Source organism: Paenibacillus validus NBRC 15382 (assembly GCF_004000985.1).
Taxonomy (GTDB): domain Bacteria; phylum Bacillota; class Bacilli; order Paenibacillales; family NBRC-103111; genus Paenibacillus_G; species Paenibacillus_G validus.
Genome location: NZ_BIMH01000011.1, coordinates 16,168 through 32,889, shown reverse-complemented (window position 1 = coordinate 32,889; position 16,722 = coordinate 16,168). Strand labels below are relative to the sequence as shown.

Genomic DNA, 16,722 nt, shown 5'->3' with positions numbered 1-16,722 from the left:
TTGCATCCATCATTCCGAAGTCTTATTCTACCGTTTAAGGTGATGCCTATGGACTACGACACGATCTCCAGCCTGCAAATGAATCGTTGGCATCGTATCTATTTAAATGCGTATTGGTGCATGATCGTTCTGTCGTTAGCGGTGGCATGCGTCGGGTACCCGTTTCGCTCCGTAAGCGAAGAGAGCGCCTTGTACCCATGTATCCTGTTTCCGACGGCGGGCTTGTCTGCAGTCGCCATCGTCGCTGAGTTGACGCTGCCGAGAATGAAGGCTTATCAAGATTTCTTCATGATCACGACCGCGACCGCCATGTGTGCCGTGCTCGTCTCCTCGATCTCGATGATCACGTTTATCCAATCGCTGTTTGTGCTGCCGTTGCTGATTTCGGTTATCTACATGCGGCGCCAAATCGCGTTCTATGCCTTCGGCCTGAACTTATCCTGCTTTTACGTCACGACGTTCGCCAACGAAGCGATTCGCGTACAGACAACCCGGGATCAAATCATCCTGATACATCTGTTGCTAGTCGCCGTGCTCCTGATCGCCTTAACGATCGTGGCCCGCGGACGGCAATTGGCCCGCTATTTGCAATCGGTCATCGACGCCAAACAGGAGCTTCTGGTGCAGAATGTCGTGTTGGACAAGCTGATCAAAACCGACGCGCTTACCGGACTTTACAATCACCGGACGTTTCACGAATACTTGGACAAATTGCTCGAGCTGTGGAATCATCAGCCGTTCCCGCTTTGCCTCGCCGTTCTCGACATTGATAATTTTAAGACCGTGAACGACACGTACGGACACCGCGCCGGCGACATCGTGCTGCGGGCGGTCGCAACCGCCATCCAGGAAGCCCTTACCCCTAACGATTTCGCCGCCCGTTACGGCGGTGAGGAATTCGCCGTCATTATGACCGAGAAGTCGTTCAAGGAAGCGTATGCGATGCTTGAGGACATTCGCACCGTCATTGCGAATATGCGGCACCCTGAGTTGGACGGCAGCTCGGTGACAGTCAGTATCGGCCTGTATGCGCATCGCGCCAACGAAGACAAAGAGCGATTGTTCGAGAAAGCGGATATGCTGCTGTACGAGGCCAAACATTCCGGCAAAAACCGAACCGCCTGCGCAGGCTAGCTCCAAATCCAACCCGTATCGGACGGCGCCCTCTCCTTTACAAACCGCGTCCGGGCGTGCTATGCTAAACAAGAAACCAAACGTAATGATGGGAATAGTAGGAAGCCCCTGCACGCTCAGAGAGTAAATTCCGACGGCTGAGAGAATTTACCGTGAAGACTTACCGAACCCGCCCCTGAACGGCCAACGACGAGTTGGACGGCGTTCCCCGCCGTTATGAGGGATCAAGACGGATGAGCACGCTCATCAAGTAAGGTGGTACCGCGGAAGTTATGGCTTTCGTCCTTAGAGGACGGGGCCTTTTTGCATTTACCGGGACCCTCCTCCAATCGTAACGGAAAAGAGTGAAGTATATGTCGCAAGCCATTGTCGTCAAAATCGGAAGCAGCTCGCTCACGTCGGATGAAGGGGGGCTGAACCGCGATAAAATCGTGTTCTTCGCCTCGGAACTGGCTTCTCTGCACCGCGCCGGTTATCCGGTGCTGCTCGTCACCTCCGGCGCGGTCGCGGCCGGGTTTCGCGAGCTCGGCTATGCATCCCGTCCCAAAGCGCTGCATGAGAAGCAAGCTTCGGCGTCCGTCGGGCAAGCGCTGCTGATGCAGGCGTACCATGATGCATTCGGACGCCACGGTGTCGGCGTCGGTCAAATTTTGCTTACCCGCTCCGACTTTTCCAACCGCAAACGCATCCATAACGCGCAGATGACGCTGGAGGAGCTGCTTCGAAGGCGCATGGTGCCGATCATTAACGAGAACGACACCGTCTCGGTCGACGAGCTGAAATTCGGCGACAACGATACGTTATCCGCCCTGGTCGCTAATCTGGTACGGGCGCGCAAGCTGGTCATCCTGACCGATACCGACGGGCTCTACACGGAAGATCCGCGGAAAAACGCCGAAGCGAAACGGATCGACCGCGTGAACGAAATCGACGAAGAGCTCTACCGGATCGCCGGAGGCTCGGGCTCTTCCGTCGGCACCGGCGGCATGCGCTCCAAGGTTGAAGCGGCCCGCATCGCGATGCGCGGCGGCATTCCCGTCTTCGTCGGCCGGGTTATGGAACCCGGCGACTTGACGCTTGCGGTGGACGGCTCCGGCAAAGGCACGTATTTCGATACGAGCGAACACAATTTGCCGATGAAGAAGCAGTGGCTCGGCTTCCACTCACAGCCGCAAGGCCGCGCCGTCGTCGACGACGGCGCGGAACGGGCGCTCATCGAGGGCGGCAAAAGTCTGCTGCCGGCCGGCGTGAAGGAAGTTTCCGGCGACTTTCACCCGGGCGACGTCATCGAGGTTGTGAACGCGAGCGGGCAGACGGTCGGCCGGGGCGTCGTCAATTATGCGGCGTGGCAGCTTCAAGCCGTTGCCGGGTTAAGCACCGACGAAGTGCTGAAGCGCATCGAGGTGCCGCGGCTCGAAGTCATACACCGCGACGAATGGATTACCCTCGCCGCGACGGCGAAAGCAAGAGATAGCGCAAATTCGTAAGATCAGCTTACTTACTTAAAGGAGGAACAGGCGAATGACGACTGTTTACGATACCCATACTTCTGAAGTGACGATAAAGGCGAAGCTGGCTAAAGCGGCCTCGCCGAAGCTTAGCTTGCTCTCCACCGGGCAGAAGAACGCCGCCCTGCTCCGCATGGCTGAAGCGCTGGTTCAGGAAGCCTCTTCGATTATCGCCGCTAACGCGCTCGACCTGCAGCGCGGCCGCGAGAACGGCATCTCGGTCTCGCTGCTCGACCGGCTCGCGTTAAACGAGTCCCGCATCGCGGCGATGGCCGAAGGCTTGCGCCAAGTCGTGGAGCTGCCAGATCCGATCGGCGATGTGCTCGAAGCGTTCGACCGGCCTAACGGGCTGTCGATCCGCAAGGTGCGCGTCCCGCTCGGCGTGATCGGCATGATCTACGAAGCCCGCCCGAACGTTACGGTCGATGCGGCCGGACTGTGTTTGAAAACCGGCAACGCCGTCGTCCTGCGCGGCGGATCGTCCGCTCTTGAATCGAACAAACGCATCGTAGAGGTACTGCACGAAGCGCTTCGCGAAACCGACGTTCCCGTCGATGCGCTGCAGCTCGTGCTGGATCCGAGCCGCGCCTCGGCCCAAGAAATGCTCAAGCTGAACGGCCTGCTTGACGTGCTCATTCCGCGCGGCGGCGCTTCGCTCATCCAGAATGTCGTGAAGAACGCTTCCGTACCGGTCATCGAAACCGGCTCCGGCATTTGCCATACGTTCATCGATGATTCGGCGAAGCCGGAGATGGCGCTGCAAATCGCCATCAACGCCAAAGTGCAGCGCCCCTCCGTCTGCAACTCGATGGAAACGCTGCTCGTGCACAAGTCGTTTGCCGAACGGCATCTCGAGATGATCCTGCACCAGTTCGCACAGCAGAACGTTGAACTGCGCGGCGACGAACAGGCCCGCCGCATCTTCCCCGGCATGAATGAAGCCACCGATCAGGATTGGGATACCGAGTATAACGATTACATTCTCAACGTACGTATCGTGGATGGGTTGGACGAAGCGCTGGCGCATATCGCCGCTCACGGGACGATGCATTCCGAATGCATCGTAACCGAAAATGCCGACCATGCCGCCCGTTTCTTGAATGAAGTCGACGCCGCCGCCGTTTACCACAACGCCTCCACCCGTTTTACCGACGGGTTCGAATTCGGCTTCGGTGCGGAAATCGGCATCAGCACGCAAAAGCTTCACGTCCGCGGACCGATGGGCCTGCCTGCCTTGACATCGAGCAAATACCGTGTCGTCGGCAACGGCCAAATCCGGGGATAACGAACATATAAAGGAGTCCTTCAACGTGTCCAACACTTTAGCTTCAATAAATATCGCCTTTATCGGCGCAGGCTCGATGGCCGAAGCCGTCATTCGCGGCCTGATCGACAAGGGGGGCGTCCAAGGCGAGCGCATCTTCGTCGCGAACCGCTCGAATGCGGCTCGATTGCAGGAGCTTCAGCAGACATACGGCATTCGTTACACGCAAGACGAAGCCGCCAAAGAACAGGCGATCCGCCAAGCGGACGTCGTCGTCATCGCCTTTAAGCCGAAGGATGCCGCAGAGGGCGTGCGGCTTCTCCGCGGGCTGTTGAACGAGCGCCAGCTGCTCGTCTCCGTCATTGCCGGGCTATCCATTGAAACGATATCCGGGCTGCTGGAGAACCCGCGCATGCCGGTTGTGCGCACGATGCCCAACACGTCCAGCACGATCGGTCTCGGCGCAACCGGTATCAGCTTCTCCGCAGCCGTCAACGCCGAACAGCGGCAAATCGCGACCGACATGTTTCGGTCGACCGGCATCGTCAGCATCGTCGACGAGCCGCTGCTCGATACGGTCACAGGCCTGTCGGGAAGCGGCCCCGCTTACATCTATTTCATGATGGAAGCGATGATTGAGGGGGGCGTCCAAGGCGGCCTCAACCGCGAGGAAGCGCGGCGGCTGACCGTGCAAACCGTACTTGGCGCCGCCCGCATGGTTGAGACGACCGGCGAGGAGCCGGCCGAGCTGCGCCGCAAAGTAACGTCGCCGAACGGCACGACACAAGCCGCGCTCGAGCTGATGGCCGGTCGCGGCTTCAGCGAGACGGTCACGCAAGCCGTGCTTCGCTCGGCTGAGCGCGCTTCCGAAATCGGAGCCGCCATCAGCGATTCCGTTACGTCCCAAAACAAATAAAGGAGGTGGATTATCGTGAGTTTGCCCTTGCCAGCTTCTTATTGCATAGCGACATACCGCTGTTATGACGAGAAAGCGGATTTTCATAAGAAAGCAACCGGTATCGCCGTCGGTCTGACCGTCGGCAGCTGGACGGATTTGCCCGAAGCGCGGAAGGCCGAGATGGAGAAACACCTCGGCCGGGTCGTCTCCGTCGACGTCCATGAACCCGCTGCCGGCGAATCGCTCGGCGAACGGTACGCCGACATTCGGATCGCCTATCCGGACGTCAACTTCAGCCGCGACATTCCGGCGCTGCTGGTCACCGTATTCGGCAAGCTGTCGATGGACGGCCGTATTAAATTGACCGATCTCACCTTCTCGCCTTCGTTCCTGGACGCCTTCCCGGGTCCTCGTTTCGGTCTGCAGGGCGTACGCGACCTGCTCGGCGTGCAAGACAGACCGCTGCTGATGAGCATCTTCAAATCGGTAATCGGCCACGATTTGCCGGCGCTGCGCGAGCAGTTCTACCAACAGGCTCTTGGCGGCGTCGATTTGATCAAGGACGATGAGATCTTGTTCGAGAACCCGCTGACGCCGATCGAACGACGCGTTGAGGCGTGCATGGAGGCAGCGGAGCAGGCCGGACGCGAAACGGGTCAAAAGCTGCTGTATGCCGCTAACCTGACAGGTCCGACGTTCGGTTTGGTTGAGCAAGCCAGGCGCGCCATCGGAGCCGGCGCCAATGCGCTGCTGTTTAACGTGCTGGCCTACGGATTCGACGCGCTTGCCGAGCTGAGCCGTCATCCCGACGTGAACGTGCCGATTATGGCGCACCCGGCGCTCGCCGGCGCCTTCTACCCCTCGGCGTACCACGGCATTTCGGCTAACGTCCTGCTCGGCAAGCTGATGCGCCTGGCCGGCGCGGATCTTGTTCTGTTCCCTTCCCCGTACGGATCGGTCGTCATGCCGCTGGAGGAAAACATGGCCATCAAGGATGCTCTCCTAACAACCGAAGCGTCCGGCTATGTGACGGGCGGCGGCGCTGCGGACCAGCTGTCGCTGCGGACCAGCTTCCCGGTGCCGTCCGCCGGCATTCATCCGGGACTTGTGCCGTGGATCTTGCGCGACTTCGGACACGACGTCGTGGTGAACGCCGGCGGCGGCGTCCATGGTCACCCGATGGGCGCAGCGGCCGGAGGACGCGCGTTCCGTCAAGCGATCGACGGCTGCTTGAGCGGCATTCCGCTAAGAACGTATGCGGAAACCCACCCGGAACTGCAGGCGGCAATTCAAGCTTGGGGGATTAAAGAATGAGCAAGCGGCGCGTTATTTTTTGCGATTTCGACGGCACGATTACCGTCAACGACAACATCGTTGCCATTATGAAGCATTTTCAGCCGGAAGGCTGGGATAAGCTTGTGGATCAGGTGATTAACAAAGAAATCACGATTCGCGAAGGGGTCGGACGCATGTTCGCCCTCCTTCCCACCTCCCGCAAGGAGGAAGTGATCGACTTTGCGATCCGCAATGTGACGATTCGTGCGGGGTTCGCCGAGCTGCTCGACTATTGCAAGCGTGAAGGCATTACGTTTCTCGTCACCAGCGGGGGAATCGACTTCTTCGTGTATCCCGTACTGTCGGCGTTCCCGATTCCGAGCGACAATATATACTGCAACGCCAGCGATTTCAGCGGCTCGCATTTCCGTATCTTGTGGCCGCACGCGTGCGACGAGCATTGTCATAACGATTGCGGGATGTGCAAAACGACGATCATTCGCGCCTATCCCGCAGATGAATACGAACGTATCCTGATCGGCGACAGCGTGACCGACTTCGAGGGGGCCAAGCTTGTGGATACGGTTTATGCGCGCGCGCACCTCATCGATTTGTGCAAGGAACTCGGCTTGAATTATAAGCCGTTCGAAAACTTTTATGATGTGATCCAGCATATAGAGGAGTTGAACGTAAGGTGAGCTTCAGCACCATTACGCTAGAAGAGAAACAGCAGGCGTTCGCCGAGCTGCGGGAAATCAAAACCTTGCTGTCCTCACGGGGATGGTTCCCGGGGACAAGCGGCAACCTGTCGATCCGCGTGGGCGGGTTCGCCCCCGAGCAGTTCGCTTTCGCCGTGACGGCGAGCGGCAAGGACAAATCGGTCAATACCCCGTCCGACTTCCTGCTCGTCGACCAGAACGGGAAAGCGATCGAAGCGACGAGCTTGAAGCCGTCGGCGGAAACGCTGATCCACTGCGAGATTTATCGGGCAACCGGAGCAGGCGCCATTTTCCATGTGCATACGGTATTCAACAATGTGATCTCGGAGTGGTACGCCGAACGCGGCAGCGTGCCGATCGACGGCGTCGAGCTCATCAAGGCGTTCAACATCTGGGACGAGGAAGCGCAGATTGAGATTCCGATTGTGCCCAACTATGCGGACATTCCGCGTATCGCCGAGCTCGTGGAACGATCGATTCTCCCGCGCATTCCCGGCATCCTCATTCGCAAACACGGCATTTGCGCCTGGGGCGCCAATGCATTCGAGGCGAAGCGCCATCTGGAGGCATTCGAGTTTTTGTTCGAATACGCCTATAGGCTTGCTGTATTGAAGAAATAAGCAGGGCGCTTGCCGGCCCGTGTTGCGGACTTACCTTACATCGTAGAGACGACGCCCATGCTGGGCCGTAACATTAGAAAGCCCTCTGTCACAAGGTGACGGAGGGCTTTCTCCATATATTGACCTTCCAAATCGATCGGAACTAAAAGCCTTGCTCGACTTATTTCCCGTATTCGCTCGGGTTCGCACGCCATGCCTGCAGCGCAGCCAAATCCTGCTCCTGGATGCTGCCCTTCGCAAGGGCAACCTGCAGCAGCGTGGTGTAGTTGGTCAACGTCTCGAACGGGACGCCTGCGCCGTCGAACGCTTCTTTCGCCTTATCGAACTGGTACGAGAAGATGCCCAGTACGCCAAGCGCAGCGGCACCCGCTTCGTTCACGGCAAGCGCAACCTTCAGCGAGCTGCCTCCGGTGGAAATCAGATCCTCGATGACGACGGTCTTCTGCCCCGGGCGGATCGTGCCTTCGATCAGGTTTTCTTTGCCGTGGCCTTTCGCTTTATCGCGTACGTATACCATAGGCAGGCCAAGTTTCTGCGCGACCCAAGCCGCGTGCGGAATACCGCCCGTCGCCGCTCCGGCAATCACTTCGGCATCCGGAAAATATTCGCGGATGATCGAAACGAACCCTTCCGCGATCCGTTCGCGGACTTCCGGGTACGAGATGGTCAGCCGGTTGTCGCAATAAATCGGTGATTTCAAGCCCGACGTCCAGGTAAAAGGCTGCTGCGGCCGCAGGGCGACCGCGCCGATGGACAGCAAATCGGCTGCGATTTGTTCCGCAAGCTGCGGGTTGGTACGAATCGTTGTGGCGCTCATTAGGGTATGCTCCTTTTATGGGGATTATCGGTTGAAAAGCTCGTGCTCCATTCCAGTTACAGGCTGGTTACATGCCAGCTCCAGCTTAGCTGCCCGTTTCGACGGAAGCGATAATCGCTTCCAGCGCCGCTCTCGGGTCCGGCGCAGTCGTGATGGGACGCCCGATGACGACATAATCGGTGCCTTGCGCAAACGCCTCAGGCGGCGTCATGACGCGCGATTGATCGCCGATGTCGGCCCCCGCCGGACGAATGCCCGGCGTCACGGTGACAAAGCCGGTGCCGCATGCCTCTTTGATGCCCGCGACTTCATGCGGCGAAGCGACGACGCCGGCCATGCCCGCAAGCCGCGCCAGCTTCGCATACCGGATGACCGCATCCTCCACGCTGCCGGCAATACCGATCTCGTCGTTCAGCGTCGCCTGGTTCGTGCTTGTCAATTGGGTCACGGCGATAAGCAGCGGCTTGCTGCCTTGTCCCGCTCCGGTCACAGCTTTATCGACGCCTTCCCGAGCCGCTTCCATCATCCGGACTCCGCCCGCGGCATGCACGTTGAACATGTCCACGCCGAGCCGCGTGATGCTCTCGGCCCCGCCCTTAACCGTATTCGGGATATCGTGCATCTTCAAATCCAGGAAAACGTTGTAGCCCTTGTCCTTCAGCCTCGCTACGAACGCGGAACCTGCGCTGTAGAAAAGCTGCATTCCCACCTTCATGTAACAAGGAATGCCTTCGAGCGACTTCACAAGCGTCTCCGCCTGCTCCTCGCAAGCGTAGTCCAAGGCTACCATGATGCGTTCCGCCGCCAACCTGCCGTTCTTTGTCATTCGTCCGTCTCCTTCTCGTTTCCTTCTCATTCGGGCCCCATCAAGGGATTAGCACAGCGCTCCGCAGTCAAGCCGGAGACACTGTGCTAATTCGGGTTTGCTGCTTATAGTTACGCTTGATGCGCAGGCATCGGCGTCGATTGGAAGTAAATCGATTCCAGCACGTGCAGCAGCGCGCTGACGGTATCGAGCGAGGTCATGCACACGACGCCGTTCTCGACCGCTTCGCGGCGAATCCGGAAGCCGTCGCGCTCCGGCATTTTGCCTTTAGTGAGCGTGTTGACGACGAAATGCGCTTCGCCGTTGCGAATCAGATCCAGAATGTTCGGCGAGCCTTCGCTCAGCTTGTTGACGCGGGTTACGTTCAGCCCGGCTTTTTCAAGCGCCGCCGCCGTACCGCCTGTCGCTACGATGCGGTAGCCCAACCGGTCGAAGCCGCGGAAAATTTCCGTCGCTTCCGCCTTGTCTTTGTCCGCAATCGTCGCGATGATGGCGCCGGTCGGCGGCACTTTCATGCCGGAGCCGATCAAGCCTTTGTAGAGCGCCTTCGCGAACGTTTTATCGCGGCCCATGACTTCGCCCGTCGATTTCATCTCCGGTCCGAGCGTCGTGTCGACGCGGCGCAGCTTGGCGAAGGAGAACACCGGCACTTTAACGGAAACGTAGTTGTCTTCCGGCCACAAGCCGTTCTCATAACCCATATCCGCAAGCGTCTCACCCATGATGACGCGTGTCGCCACGTTAGCCATCGGGATTTTCGTGACTTTGCTCAAGAACGGAACCGTCCGGGAAGAACGCGGATTGACTTCGATCACGTACACTTCGTCTTGATAAATGACGAACTGGATGTTGACGAGGCCGACCACTTGCAAGCCGCGGGCGATTTTCGTCGTGATGTCGATAATTTTTTGCTTCAGCTCTTCCGATACGGTTTGCGTCGGATACACCGCGATCGAGTCGCCGGAGTGAACGCCCGCCCGCTCGATATGTTCCATAATGCCCGGAATCAATACGGTTTCTTTGTCGCAAATGGCGTCGACTTCAACTTCTTTGCCGAGCATGTAACGGTCGATCAGGACCGGATGCTCCGGATTGATTTTCACTGCGTATTCCATGTAGCTGAGCAGCTCTTCGTCGGAGTAGACGATTTCCATCGCCCGGCCGCCCAATACGTAGGACGGGCGCACGAGCACCGGATAACCGAACTTCGAAGCCATGCCAACGGCTTGGTCGACCGAAGTGACGGTGCCGCCCGGCGGCTGAGCGATATCGAGCGAGCGCAGCAGCGCTTCGAACTTCTTGCGGTCTTCGGCCGCATCGATGTTCTCCAGATCCGTACCGAGAATGCGTACGCCGGCTTGGGACAGCGGTGCCGCCAGGTTGATCGCCGTTTGGCCGCCGAACTGCACGATGACGCCGATCGGCTGCTCACGCTCGATGACGTTCATGACGTCCTCGAAGAACAACGGCTCGAAGTACAGACGGTCGGACGTATTGAAGTCCGTCGACACGGTTTCCGGGTTGTTGTTGATGATGACCGCTTCGTAACCGGCGGCCTGAATCGCCCACACCGCATGAACGGTCGAGTAATCGAACTCGATGCCTTGTCCGATCCGGATCGGACCGGAGCCGAGCACGACGACCTTCTGTTTCGTCGTCTCCTTCACTTCATCTTCGGTTTCGTAGGTCGAGTAATAGTAAGGCGTCGAAGCTTCGAATTCGGCTGCGCACGTGTCGACCATTTTGTACACCGGCTTCAGGTTCAGGCCGAGGCGGTAAGCGCGAACGTCCGCTTCTTTCGTCATGTTCAGCCCTTTGTCGGCCGACTGGCGAATTTCGGCGATAGCGCGGTCCGTAAACCCTTTGCGCTTCGCTTCATATAACAATTCCGGCGTCAGTTCCGGCTGCTGGAGCTCGGCTTCGAATTTAATCATGCCCTCGAGCTTGTGCAGGAACCACCAGTCCACCTTCGTCAAGTCCTGCAGCTGCTGCACCGTGTAGCCGCGGCGCAAAGCTTCGGCGATCAGGAACATCCGCTCGTCGTCCGGCTTCACCAGACGCTGCTCCAGCGTCGCTTGGTCCAGCAAATCGGTTTCTTTCAAGAACAGACGGTGGACGCCGATTTCAAGCGAACGGATCGCTTTATGGATCGATTCCTCGAACGTACGGCCGATCGCCATGACTTCGCCGGTCGCCTTCATTTGTGTCCCGAGCTTCCGGTTGGCCGAGGTGAATTTATCGAACGGCCAGCGCGGAATTTTCGACACGATGTAGTCGAGCGTCGGCTCGAAGCAGGCGTATGTTTGACCCGTGACCGGGTTGACGATTTCGTCAAGCGTGTAGCCGATCGCGATTTTTGCAGCCATTTTGGCGATCGGGTACCCTGTAGCCTTGGACGCCAGCGCGGAAGAACGGCTCACCCGAGGGTTAACCTCGATCACGTAGTATTGGAAGCTGTGCGGATCAAGCGCGAACTGAACGTTGCAGCCGCCCTCGATATTCAACGCGCGAATAATTTTTAAGGAGGCCGAACGCAACATTTGGTACTCGCGGTCGGACAGCGTCTGGCTCGGAGCGACGACGATCGAATCGCCCGTGTGGACGCCTACAGGATCGAAGTTCTCCATGTTGCAGACGACGATACAGTTATCGTTCGCATCGCGCATGACCTCGTACTCAACTTCCTTCATGCCGGCAATGCTTTTCTCGATCAAGCATTGGTTAATCGGGCTGTAACGAATCCCGGATGCGACCGTTTCGAGCAGCTCTTCTTCGTTCGCGCAAATCCCGCCGCCCGTTCCGCCCAGCGTATAGGCCGGACGCACGATGATCGGATAACCGATCTCATTCGCAAAATCAACCGCTTCCTGCACCGTCGTCACGATCGTGCTGTCCGGCACCGGCTGCTCCAATTCGCGCATCAGATCGCGGAACAAGTCGCGGTCTTCCGCCTTCTCGATCGCGGTCAGCTGCGTACCGAGCAGCTTCACGTTCTCGCGTTCGAGCACACCCGCGCGAGCGAGCTCCACGGCCATATTCAGGCCAGTTTGACCGCCGAGCGTCGGCAGCAAGCCGTCCGGACGTTCTTGACGAATAATTTGCGTGACGAAATCCAGGGTGATCGGCTCGATATATACTTTATCAGCCATGTTCGTGTCGGTCATGATCGTAGCCGGGTTGCTGTTGATCAGAACGACCTCGTAGCCTTCTTCTTTCAAAGCTTGGCAAGCTTGCGTCCCGGCGTAGTCAAATTCCGCCGCTTGGCCGATGACGATCGGACCCGAACCGATAACGAGAATCTTTTTAAGTGTATTATTTTTTGGCATAGGTCAATTCCCCTTTCGAAACGGATCCTGCGGCGCCGTTCGCCTGCTGTTCGTAAGCCGCTGCGAGTTGCGCTTGGCGCGAAATCTTCGGCGTATTTTTTTGATGGTCGCGGATCATGGTCAGAAATTCGTCGAACAAATAGCTCGAATCGAACGGTCCCGGTGCGGCCTCCGGATGATATTGTACGGAGAAAGCCGGGTATTTCTTATGGCGCAAGCCTTCGATCGTACGGTCGTTGTTGTTGATGTGCGTCACTTCCAGCTCCGTGCCGGCGATCGATTCTTCCTTAACGGTGTACCCATGGTTCTGGGACGTGATGTAGCAGCGGCCGGATTTCAGTTCTTTCACCGGATGATTGCCTCCGCGATGACCGAATTTCAGCTTCTCGGTGTCGGCTCCGCTCGCCAAGGCGAACAATTGATGGCCGAGGCAGATGCCGAAGATCGGGAATTCGCCGAGCAGCTCGGCGATCATCTTCGCCGCATGCGGCACGTCTTTCGGATCCCCGGGGCCGTTGGACAGCAGAATGCCGTCCGGCGAGAGGCGGCGGATTTGCTCGGCCGTCGCATCCTGCGGAACGACGACCACATCACAACCGCGCTTCGTCAGGTCGCGCAGAATGCCGCTTTTGGAACCGTAATCGACAAGCACGACGCGCTCTTTCGTCCCCGGCGCGCTAAACACGCTTTTCGTCGAGACGCGGGACACTTGGTCCGTCATGAGCGGCGTCCCGTTCAACTGCTCGAGCAGCTCTTCGACGCGCTTATCCGATGTGGTCAAGATGCCTTTCATGACGCCAAGATGGCGGATGCGGCGGGTCAACATCCGCGTATCGATGCCGCTGATCCCGATAATGCCGTATTCTTTCAACAGGTTGTCCAGCGAATACTCGGCTCTCCAGTTGCTCGGCACGATCTCGTGCTCGCGCACGACAAAGCCGTGAATGAACGGACGGATCGATTCGAAATCGTCGCGCGCAATGCCGTAGTTGCCGATCAGCGGATACGTCATCGTGACGATTTGCCCGCAGTAAGACGGGTCCGAGAGAACCTCCTGATAACCTGTGATACCTGTATTAAAAACGACCTCGCCCACCGAGTCGCCGGTGCTTCCGAACGCCTTGCCGGTAAACAACGTACCGTCTTCCAACAACAATCTTGCCTGCATCGATGCTCACTCCTTATGTAATGTTGTTTTCAAGCTTTACATCATACCGACCAAACAACCTTGCCTTCCACCATCGTCAGCGTCGGCCAGCCCTTAAGCACCCAGCCCGTAAACGGGGTGTTGCGTCCCTTCGAAGCGAATTCCGCCGGATCGACCGCTTTCTCCGACTCCAGGTCGATCAAGGTTAAATCCGCCGGTTTACCTTCAGTTATCGTTCCCCACGGCAGTCCGAACACTTCGGCCGGCAGCTTCGTCATCTTGTCGATCAGAAACTCCAGACTCCAGGCCCCCGTTTCCACGAACTTCGTGTACAGAAGCGGGAAGGCCGTCTCGAAGCCGACGATGCCGAACGGAGCGAGCTGTACGCCGCGCGCCTTCTCTTCCTCGCTGTGCGGCGCGTGGTCCGTTACGATGATATCAATCGTACCGTCCATGAGACCTTCGATACAAGCCTGCACGTCTCGCGGCGTGCGCAGCGGCGGATTCATTTTCCAGTTGGCGTCGAGTCCGGGAATATCTTCGTCCGAGAGCAGCAGATGGTGCGGACATACCTCCGCCGTCACCTTGATGCCGATCTGTTTCGCCTGCCGGATCAGCCGGACCGATTGCTCCGTGCTGACGTGGCACACATGATAATGGACGCCCGTCGCTTCAGCCAGCAAAATATCGCGGCCCACATGAATCGCTTCCGACTCGTTCGGAATGCCCTTCAGCCCGTGCTTGCGAGCGAAAGAGCCTTCCGAGAAGGCGGCGCCCTCTACCAGCGTGTTGTCTTCGCAGTGCGCGATAACCGGCATGCCGATCGAGGCCGCTTTAGCCATCGCGTCTTTCATCATCTGAGCGCTTTGCACGCCGACCCCGTCATCCGTATACCCGATTACGCCCGCTTCCTTCAGTGCTTCGAAGTCGGTCAGCTCGCGGCCGAGCTCGTTTTTCGTAATACAGCCGTACGGAAGCACGCGGACGACGCCTTCGGTTTCCGCTTTGTCCAGCACGTACTTCACGGTCTCGACCGTGTCGATGACCGGCCTCGTGTTCGGCATGCAGGCGATGGTTGTGAAACCTCCGCGGGCAGCCGAGCGTGTACCGGTCGCAATCGTTTCTTTATGTTCAAAGCCAGGTTCGCGCAGGTGCACGTGCATGTCGATCAATCCCGGCGTCAGCAGCTTGCCCTTGGCATCGATCACTTCATGTCCGCCGACATCCGGCGACGTGCCGTCCGCATCTGCAATACGGGCCACGAGACCGCCCTCCACCAGCACGTGCTTCGCTTGTGTTTCATTCCCTGCGCTGACAACGCGGGCGTTCAAGATCCAAATTCCCATGAAAACCTCCACATATGGTTAAAATGTTTCGCGCAATCCCCTTCGCTTAGCTCAACGCGCGCTCGATCACGGCCATCCGAATCGGCACGCCGTTGCTCATTTGCGTAAAAATTTTCGACTTCTCGCACTCGATCAGCTCGTCGTCGATTTCGACGTTCCGGTTGAACGGGGCCGGGTGCATGATGATCGCGTGCGGCGCCATTCGCGCAGCCCGCTCCGACGTCAGCCCGTAGGCGGCGCGGTATTCCTCCGCCGACCCGAACAGCGTGCCTTCGTGGCGTTCCAGCTGCACCCGCAGCATCATGACGACGTCGGCCGACAGCGCCTCGTCGATCGTAACATAAGGCGCGTGCTCGCCCAGCTCATCCGCACGCATGCCTTGCGGCGCGCAGAAGCTGACCCTCGCGCCAAGCGTTTGCAGCGCCCACAAGTTCGAGCGGGCGACCCGGCTGTGCTGGATGTCGCCGATGATGGCGACGTGCAGCCCTTTGAAGCCGCCGAATGTTTGGCGGATCGTATACAGATCGAGCAGCGCCTGCGTCGGGTGCTCGTTGTTGCCGTCGCCGGCGTTGATCAGCGGCACCTTGATTTTTTGCACCAGCTCGGGCAAGAGACCGTTCGGCTTCATGCGGATGACGCCGGCGTCGATGCCCATGGACTCCAGCGTTCGTACCGTATCGTAAATCGATTCGCCTTTTTGAACGCTGGATACGGCGGCTGTGAAATTGAGCACTTCAGCGCCAAGCCGCTTTTCCGCAACCTCAAAGGAAAATCTCGTTCTCGTACTGTTCTCAAAAAACATGTTGGCCACGAAGCGGCCTTGCAAATGACCGGTCACCTTCACCGGATATTGCTCCCAGTAAGCGGCGCGGTCCAAAATGGATGTCAGCTCTTCGGCGCTAAGCCCTTTCGTTCCGAGCAGATGTTTATCGGATAAAAGCTGAGTTCGTGTCATTCGCCTTGCCTCCTCTGTCCTGTGATGAGCACTTGGTCCGCGCCGTCCGATTCCGTTAAGTGCACCTCAATGCTCTCCATTCGCGAGGTCGGAACGTTCTTCCCCACGTAATCCGGCCGGATCGGCAGCTCCCGGTGTCCGCGGTCGACGAGCACGGCCAGTTGTATCGATTGCGGCCGCCCGAGATCCATCAGCGCATCCATCGCCGCCCTCACCGTTCGTCCCGTGTACAATACGTCATCGAACAAAATCACTTTCTTCTTATGAACCACGAGGCTTTGCCGTCCGGCTTCGAGCGCAGCCGCCTCTTCGCTCAAGGCGGTTACGTGCGGGGGTGCGGAGATGGTCCGGTCGTCGCGATATCGCGTGACGTCCACTTCCCCGATCGGTACGTTAGCTCCCTCGATTTCGACAATTTTCTCAGCGACCCGCCGGGCCAGATGAATGCCCCGGGTGCGGATCCCGATGAGTACGCAATCTTCAAAGCCTTTGTTTCGTTCCAATATTTCATGGGCGATACGCGTCAATGCTCGTCGTATGGCCGTATCGTCCATTAGCACAAGCTCGGTTTGCTGCATGAACACCGGAACCTCCTCACCGTTGTATTCCTTCATCACAAAGCGATCGACTGCGCAAGACATAAAAAAACCTTGCCGTGTGGACAAGGTTAGCGTGCGCGAAAATAGAACCTGCCCGCAGGAACCGGAATGAGCTGGACATAACCAACCCAAGTCGTTCCGTTCCGGGTAGACCGTTCAATTCGTCGTTCACCTTGTCAGCCTCACGGGACTGCATTTTAAAGGTGCTTTTCAGTTACGAGCATTATCCCACGTTCGACAGCGGATGTCAATAGACGTCGAGGTGCCTTCATCGTTCGAACCGAACAA

General features: G+C 58.1%; 14 protein-coding genes and 1 other annotated feature. Of the genes, 7 read left to right on the top strand and 7 right to left on the bottom strand.

Features of this window, described 5'->3' with window-relative positions:
* The first annotated feature begins 48 nt into the window (after positions 1–48).
* The 7 genes from PVA01S_RS09985 (at position 49) to PVA01S_RS09955 (ending at position 7,418) form a co-directional block, all read left to right on the top strand.
* Positions 49–1,134: a GGDEF domain-containing protein gene (locus tag PVA01S_RS09985; protein ID WP_164751787.1), complete on the top strand. Its 1,086-nt coding sequence runs from the start codon at positions 49–51 to the stop codon at positions 1,132–1,134.
* 76 nt (positions 1,135–1,210) lie between these two features.
* Positions 1,211–1,424 (top strand) — a binding site (T-box leader).
* Positions 1,425–1,487: 63 nt separating this feature from the next.
* Positions 1,488–2,621: a glutamate 5-kinase gene (gene proB, locus PVA01S_RS09980; RefSeq protein ID WP_127607270.1), complete on the top strand. Its 1,134-nt coding sequence runs from the start codon at positions 1,488–1,490 to the stop codon at positions 2,619–2,621.
* Between the two features lie 34 nt (positions 2,622–2,655).
* Positions 2,656–3,927, top strand: a complete 1,272-nt coding sequence (locus tag PVA01S_RS09975; protein WP_127607268.1) for a glutamate-5-semialdehyde dehydrogenase — start codon at positions 2,656–2,658, stop codon at positions 3,925–3,927.
* Positions 3,928–3,952: 25 nt separating this feature from the next.
* Positions 3,953–4,822, top strand: a complete 870-nt coding sequence (gene proC, locus PVA01S_RS09970; protein ID WP_054798760.1) for a pyrroline-5-carboxylate reductase — start codon at positions 3,953–3,955, stop codon at positions 4,820–4,822.
* A 15-nt stretch (positions 4,823–4,837) separates the two neighbouring features.
* A complete protein-coding gene (locus PVA01S_RS09965; protein ID WP_127607266.1) occupies positions 4,838–6,118 on the top strand; it encodes a 2,3-diketo-5-methylthiopentyl-1-phosphate enolase in 1,281 nt (426 codons plus the stop codon).
* Complete coding sequence (locus PVA01S_RS09960) at positions 6,115–6,777, top strand: 2-hydroxy-3-keto-5-methylthiopentenyl-1-phosphate phosphatase (protein WP_127607264.1); 663 nt, start codon at positions 6,115–6,117, stop codon at positions 6,775–6,777. The genes PVA01S_RS09965 and PVA01S_RS09960 overlap by 4 nt, the downstream gene beginning before the upstream one ends.
* Complete coding sequence (locus PVA01S_RS09955; protein WP_127607262.1) at positions 6,774–7,418, top strand: methylthioribulose 1-phosphate dehydratase; 645 nt, start codon at positions 6,774–6,776, stop codon at positions 7,416–7,418. The genes PVA01S_RS09960 and PVA01S_RS09955 overlap by 4 nt, the downstream gene beginning before the upstream one ends.
* Positions 7,419–7,578: 160 nt before the next feature.
* Here PVA01S_RS09955 and pyrE read toward each other — a convergent pair whose 3' ends face one another.
* From pyrE to pyrR, 7 genes are all read right to left on the bottom strand, one after another.
* Complete coding sequence (gene pyrE, locus PVA01S_RS09950; protein ID WP_054795543.1) at positions 7,579–8,235, bottom strand: orotate phosphoribosyltransferase; 657 nt, start codon at positions 8,233–8,235, stop codon at positions 7,579–7,581.
* An 85-nt stretch (positions 8,236–8,320) separates the two neighbouring features.
* A complete protein-coding gene (gene pyrF, locus PVA01S_RS09945; protein ID WP_127607260.1) occupies positions 8,321–9,061 on the bottom strand; it encodes an orotidine-5'-phosphate decarboxylase in 741 nt (246 codons plus the stop codon).
* 110 nt (positions 9,062–9,171) lie between these two features.
* Entirely contained in the window at positions 9,172–12,387 is a 3,216-nt protein-coding gene (carB, locus tag PVA01S_RS09940; protein ID WP_127607258.1) for a carbamoyl-phosphate synthase large subunit, read from the bottom strand.
* On the bottom strand, positions 12,374–13,555 hold the full coding sequence (gene carA / locus PVA01S_RS09935; protein ID WP_127607256.1) for a glutamine-hydrolyzing carbamoyl-phosphate synthase small subunit: 1,182 nt from the start codon (positions 13,553–13,555) through the stop codon (positions 12,374–12,376). Before carA ends, carB begins: the two co-directional genes overlap by 14 nt.
* Before the next feature lie 41 nt (positions 13,556–13,596).
* Positions 13,597–14,880 (bottom strand): dihydroorotase, encoded by a 1,284-nt coding sequence (locus PVA01S_RS09930; RefSeq protein WP_127607255.1) that lies wholly within the window; start codon positions 14,878–14,880, stop codon positions 13,597–13,599.
* Positions 14,881–14,926: 46 nt separating this feature from the next.
* Positions 14,927–15,835: an aspartate carbamoyltransferase catalytic subunit gene (locus PVA01S_RS09925; RefSeq protein ID WP_127607253.1), complete on the bottom strand. Its 909-nt coding sequence runs from the start codon at positions 15,833–15,835 to the stop codon at positions 14,927–14,929.
* The gene (gene pyrR, locus PVA01S_RS09920; protein ID WP_054798759.1) at positions 15,832–16,413 is read right to left on the bottom strand and encodes a bifunctional pyr operon transcriptional regulator/uracil phosphoribosyltransferase PyrR; all 582 of its coding nucleotides are present in this window, start codon (positions 16,411–16,413) and stop codon (positions 15,832–15,834) included. The genes PVA01S_RS09925 and pyrR overlap by 4 nt, the downstream gene beginning before the upstream one ends.
* Positions 16,414–16,722 lie beyond the last annotated feature (309 nt).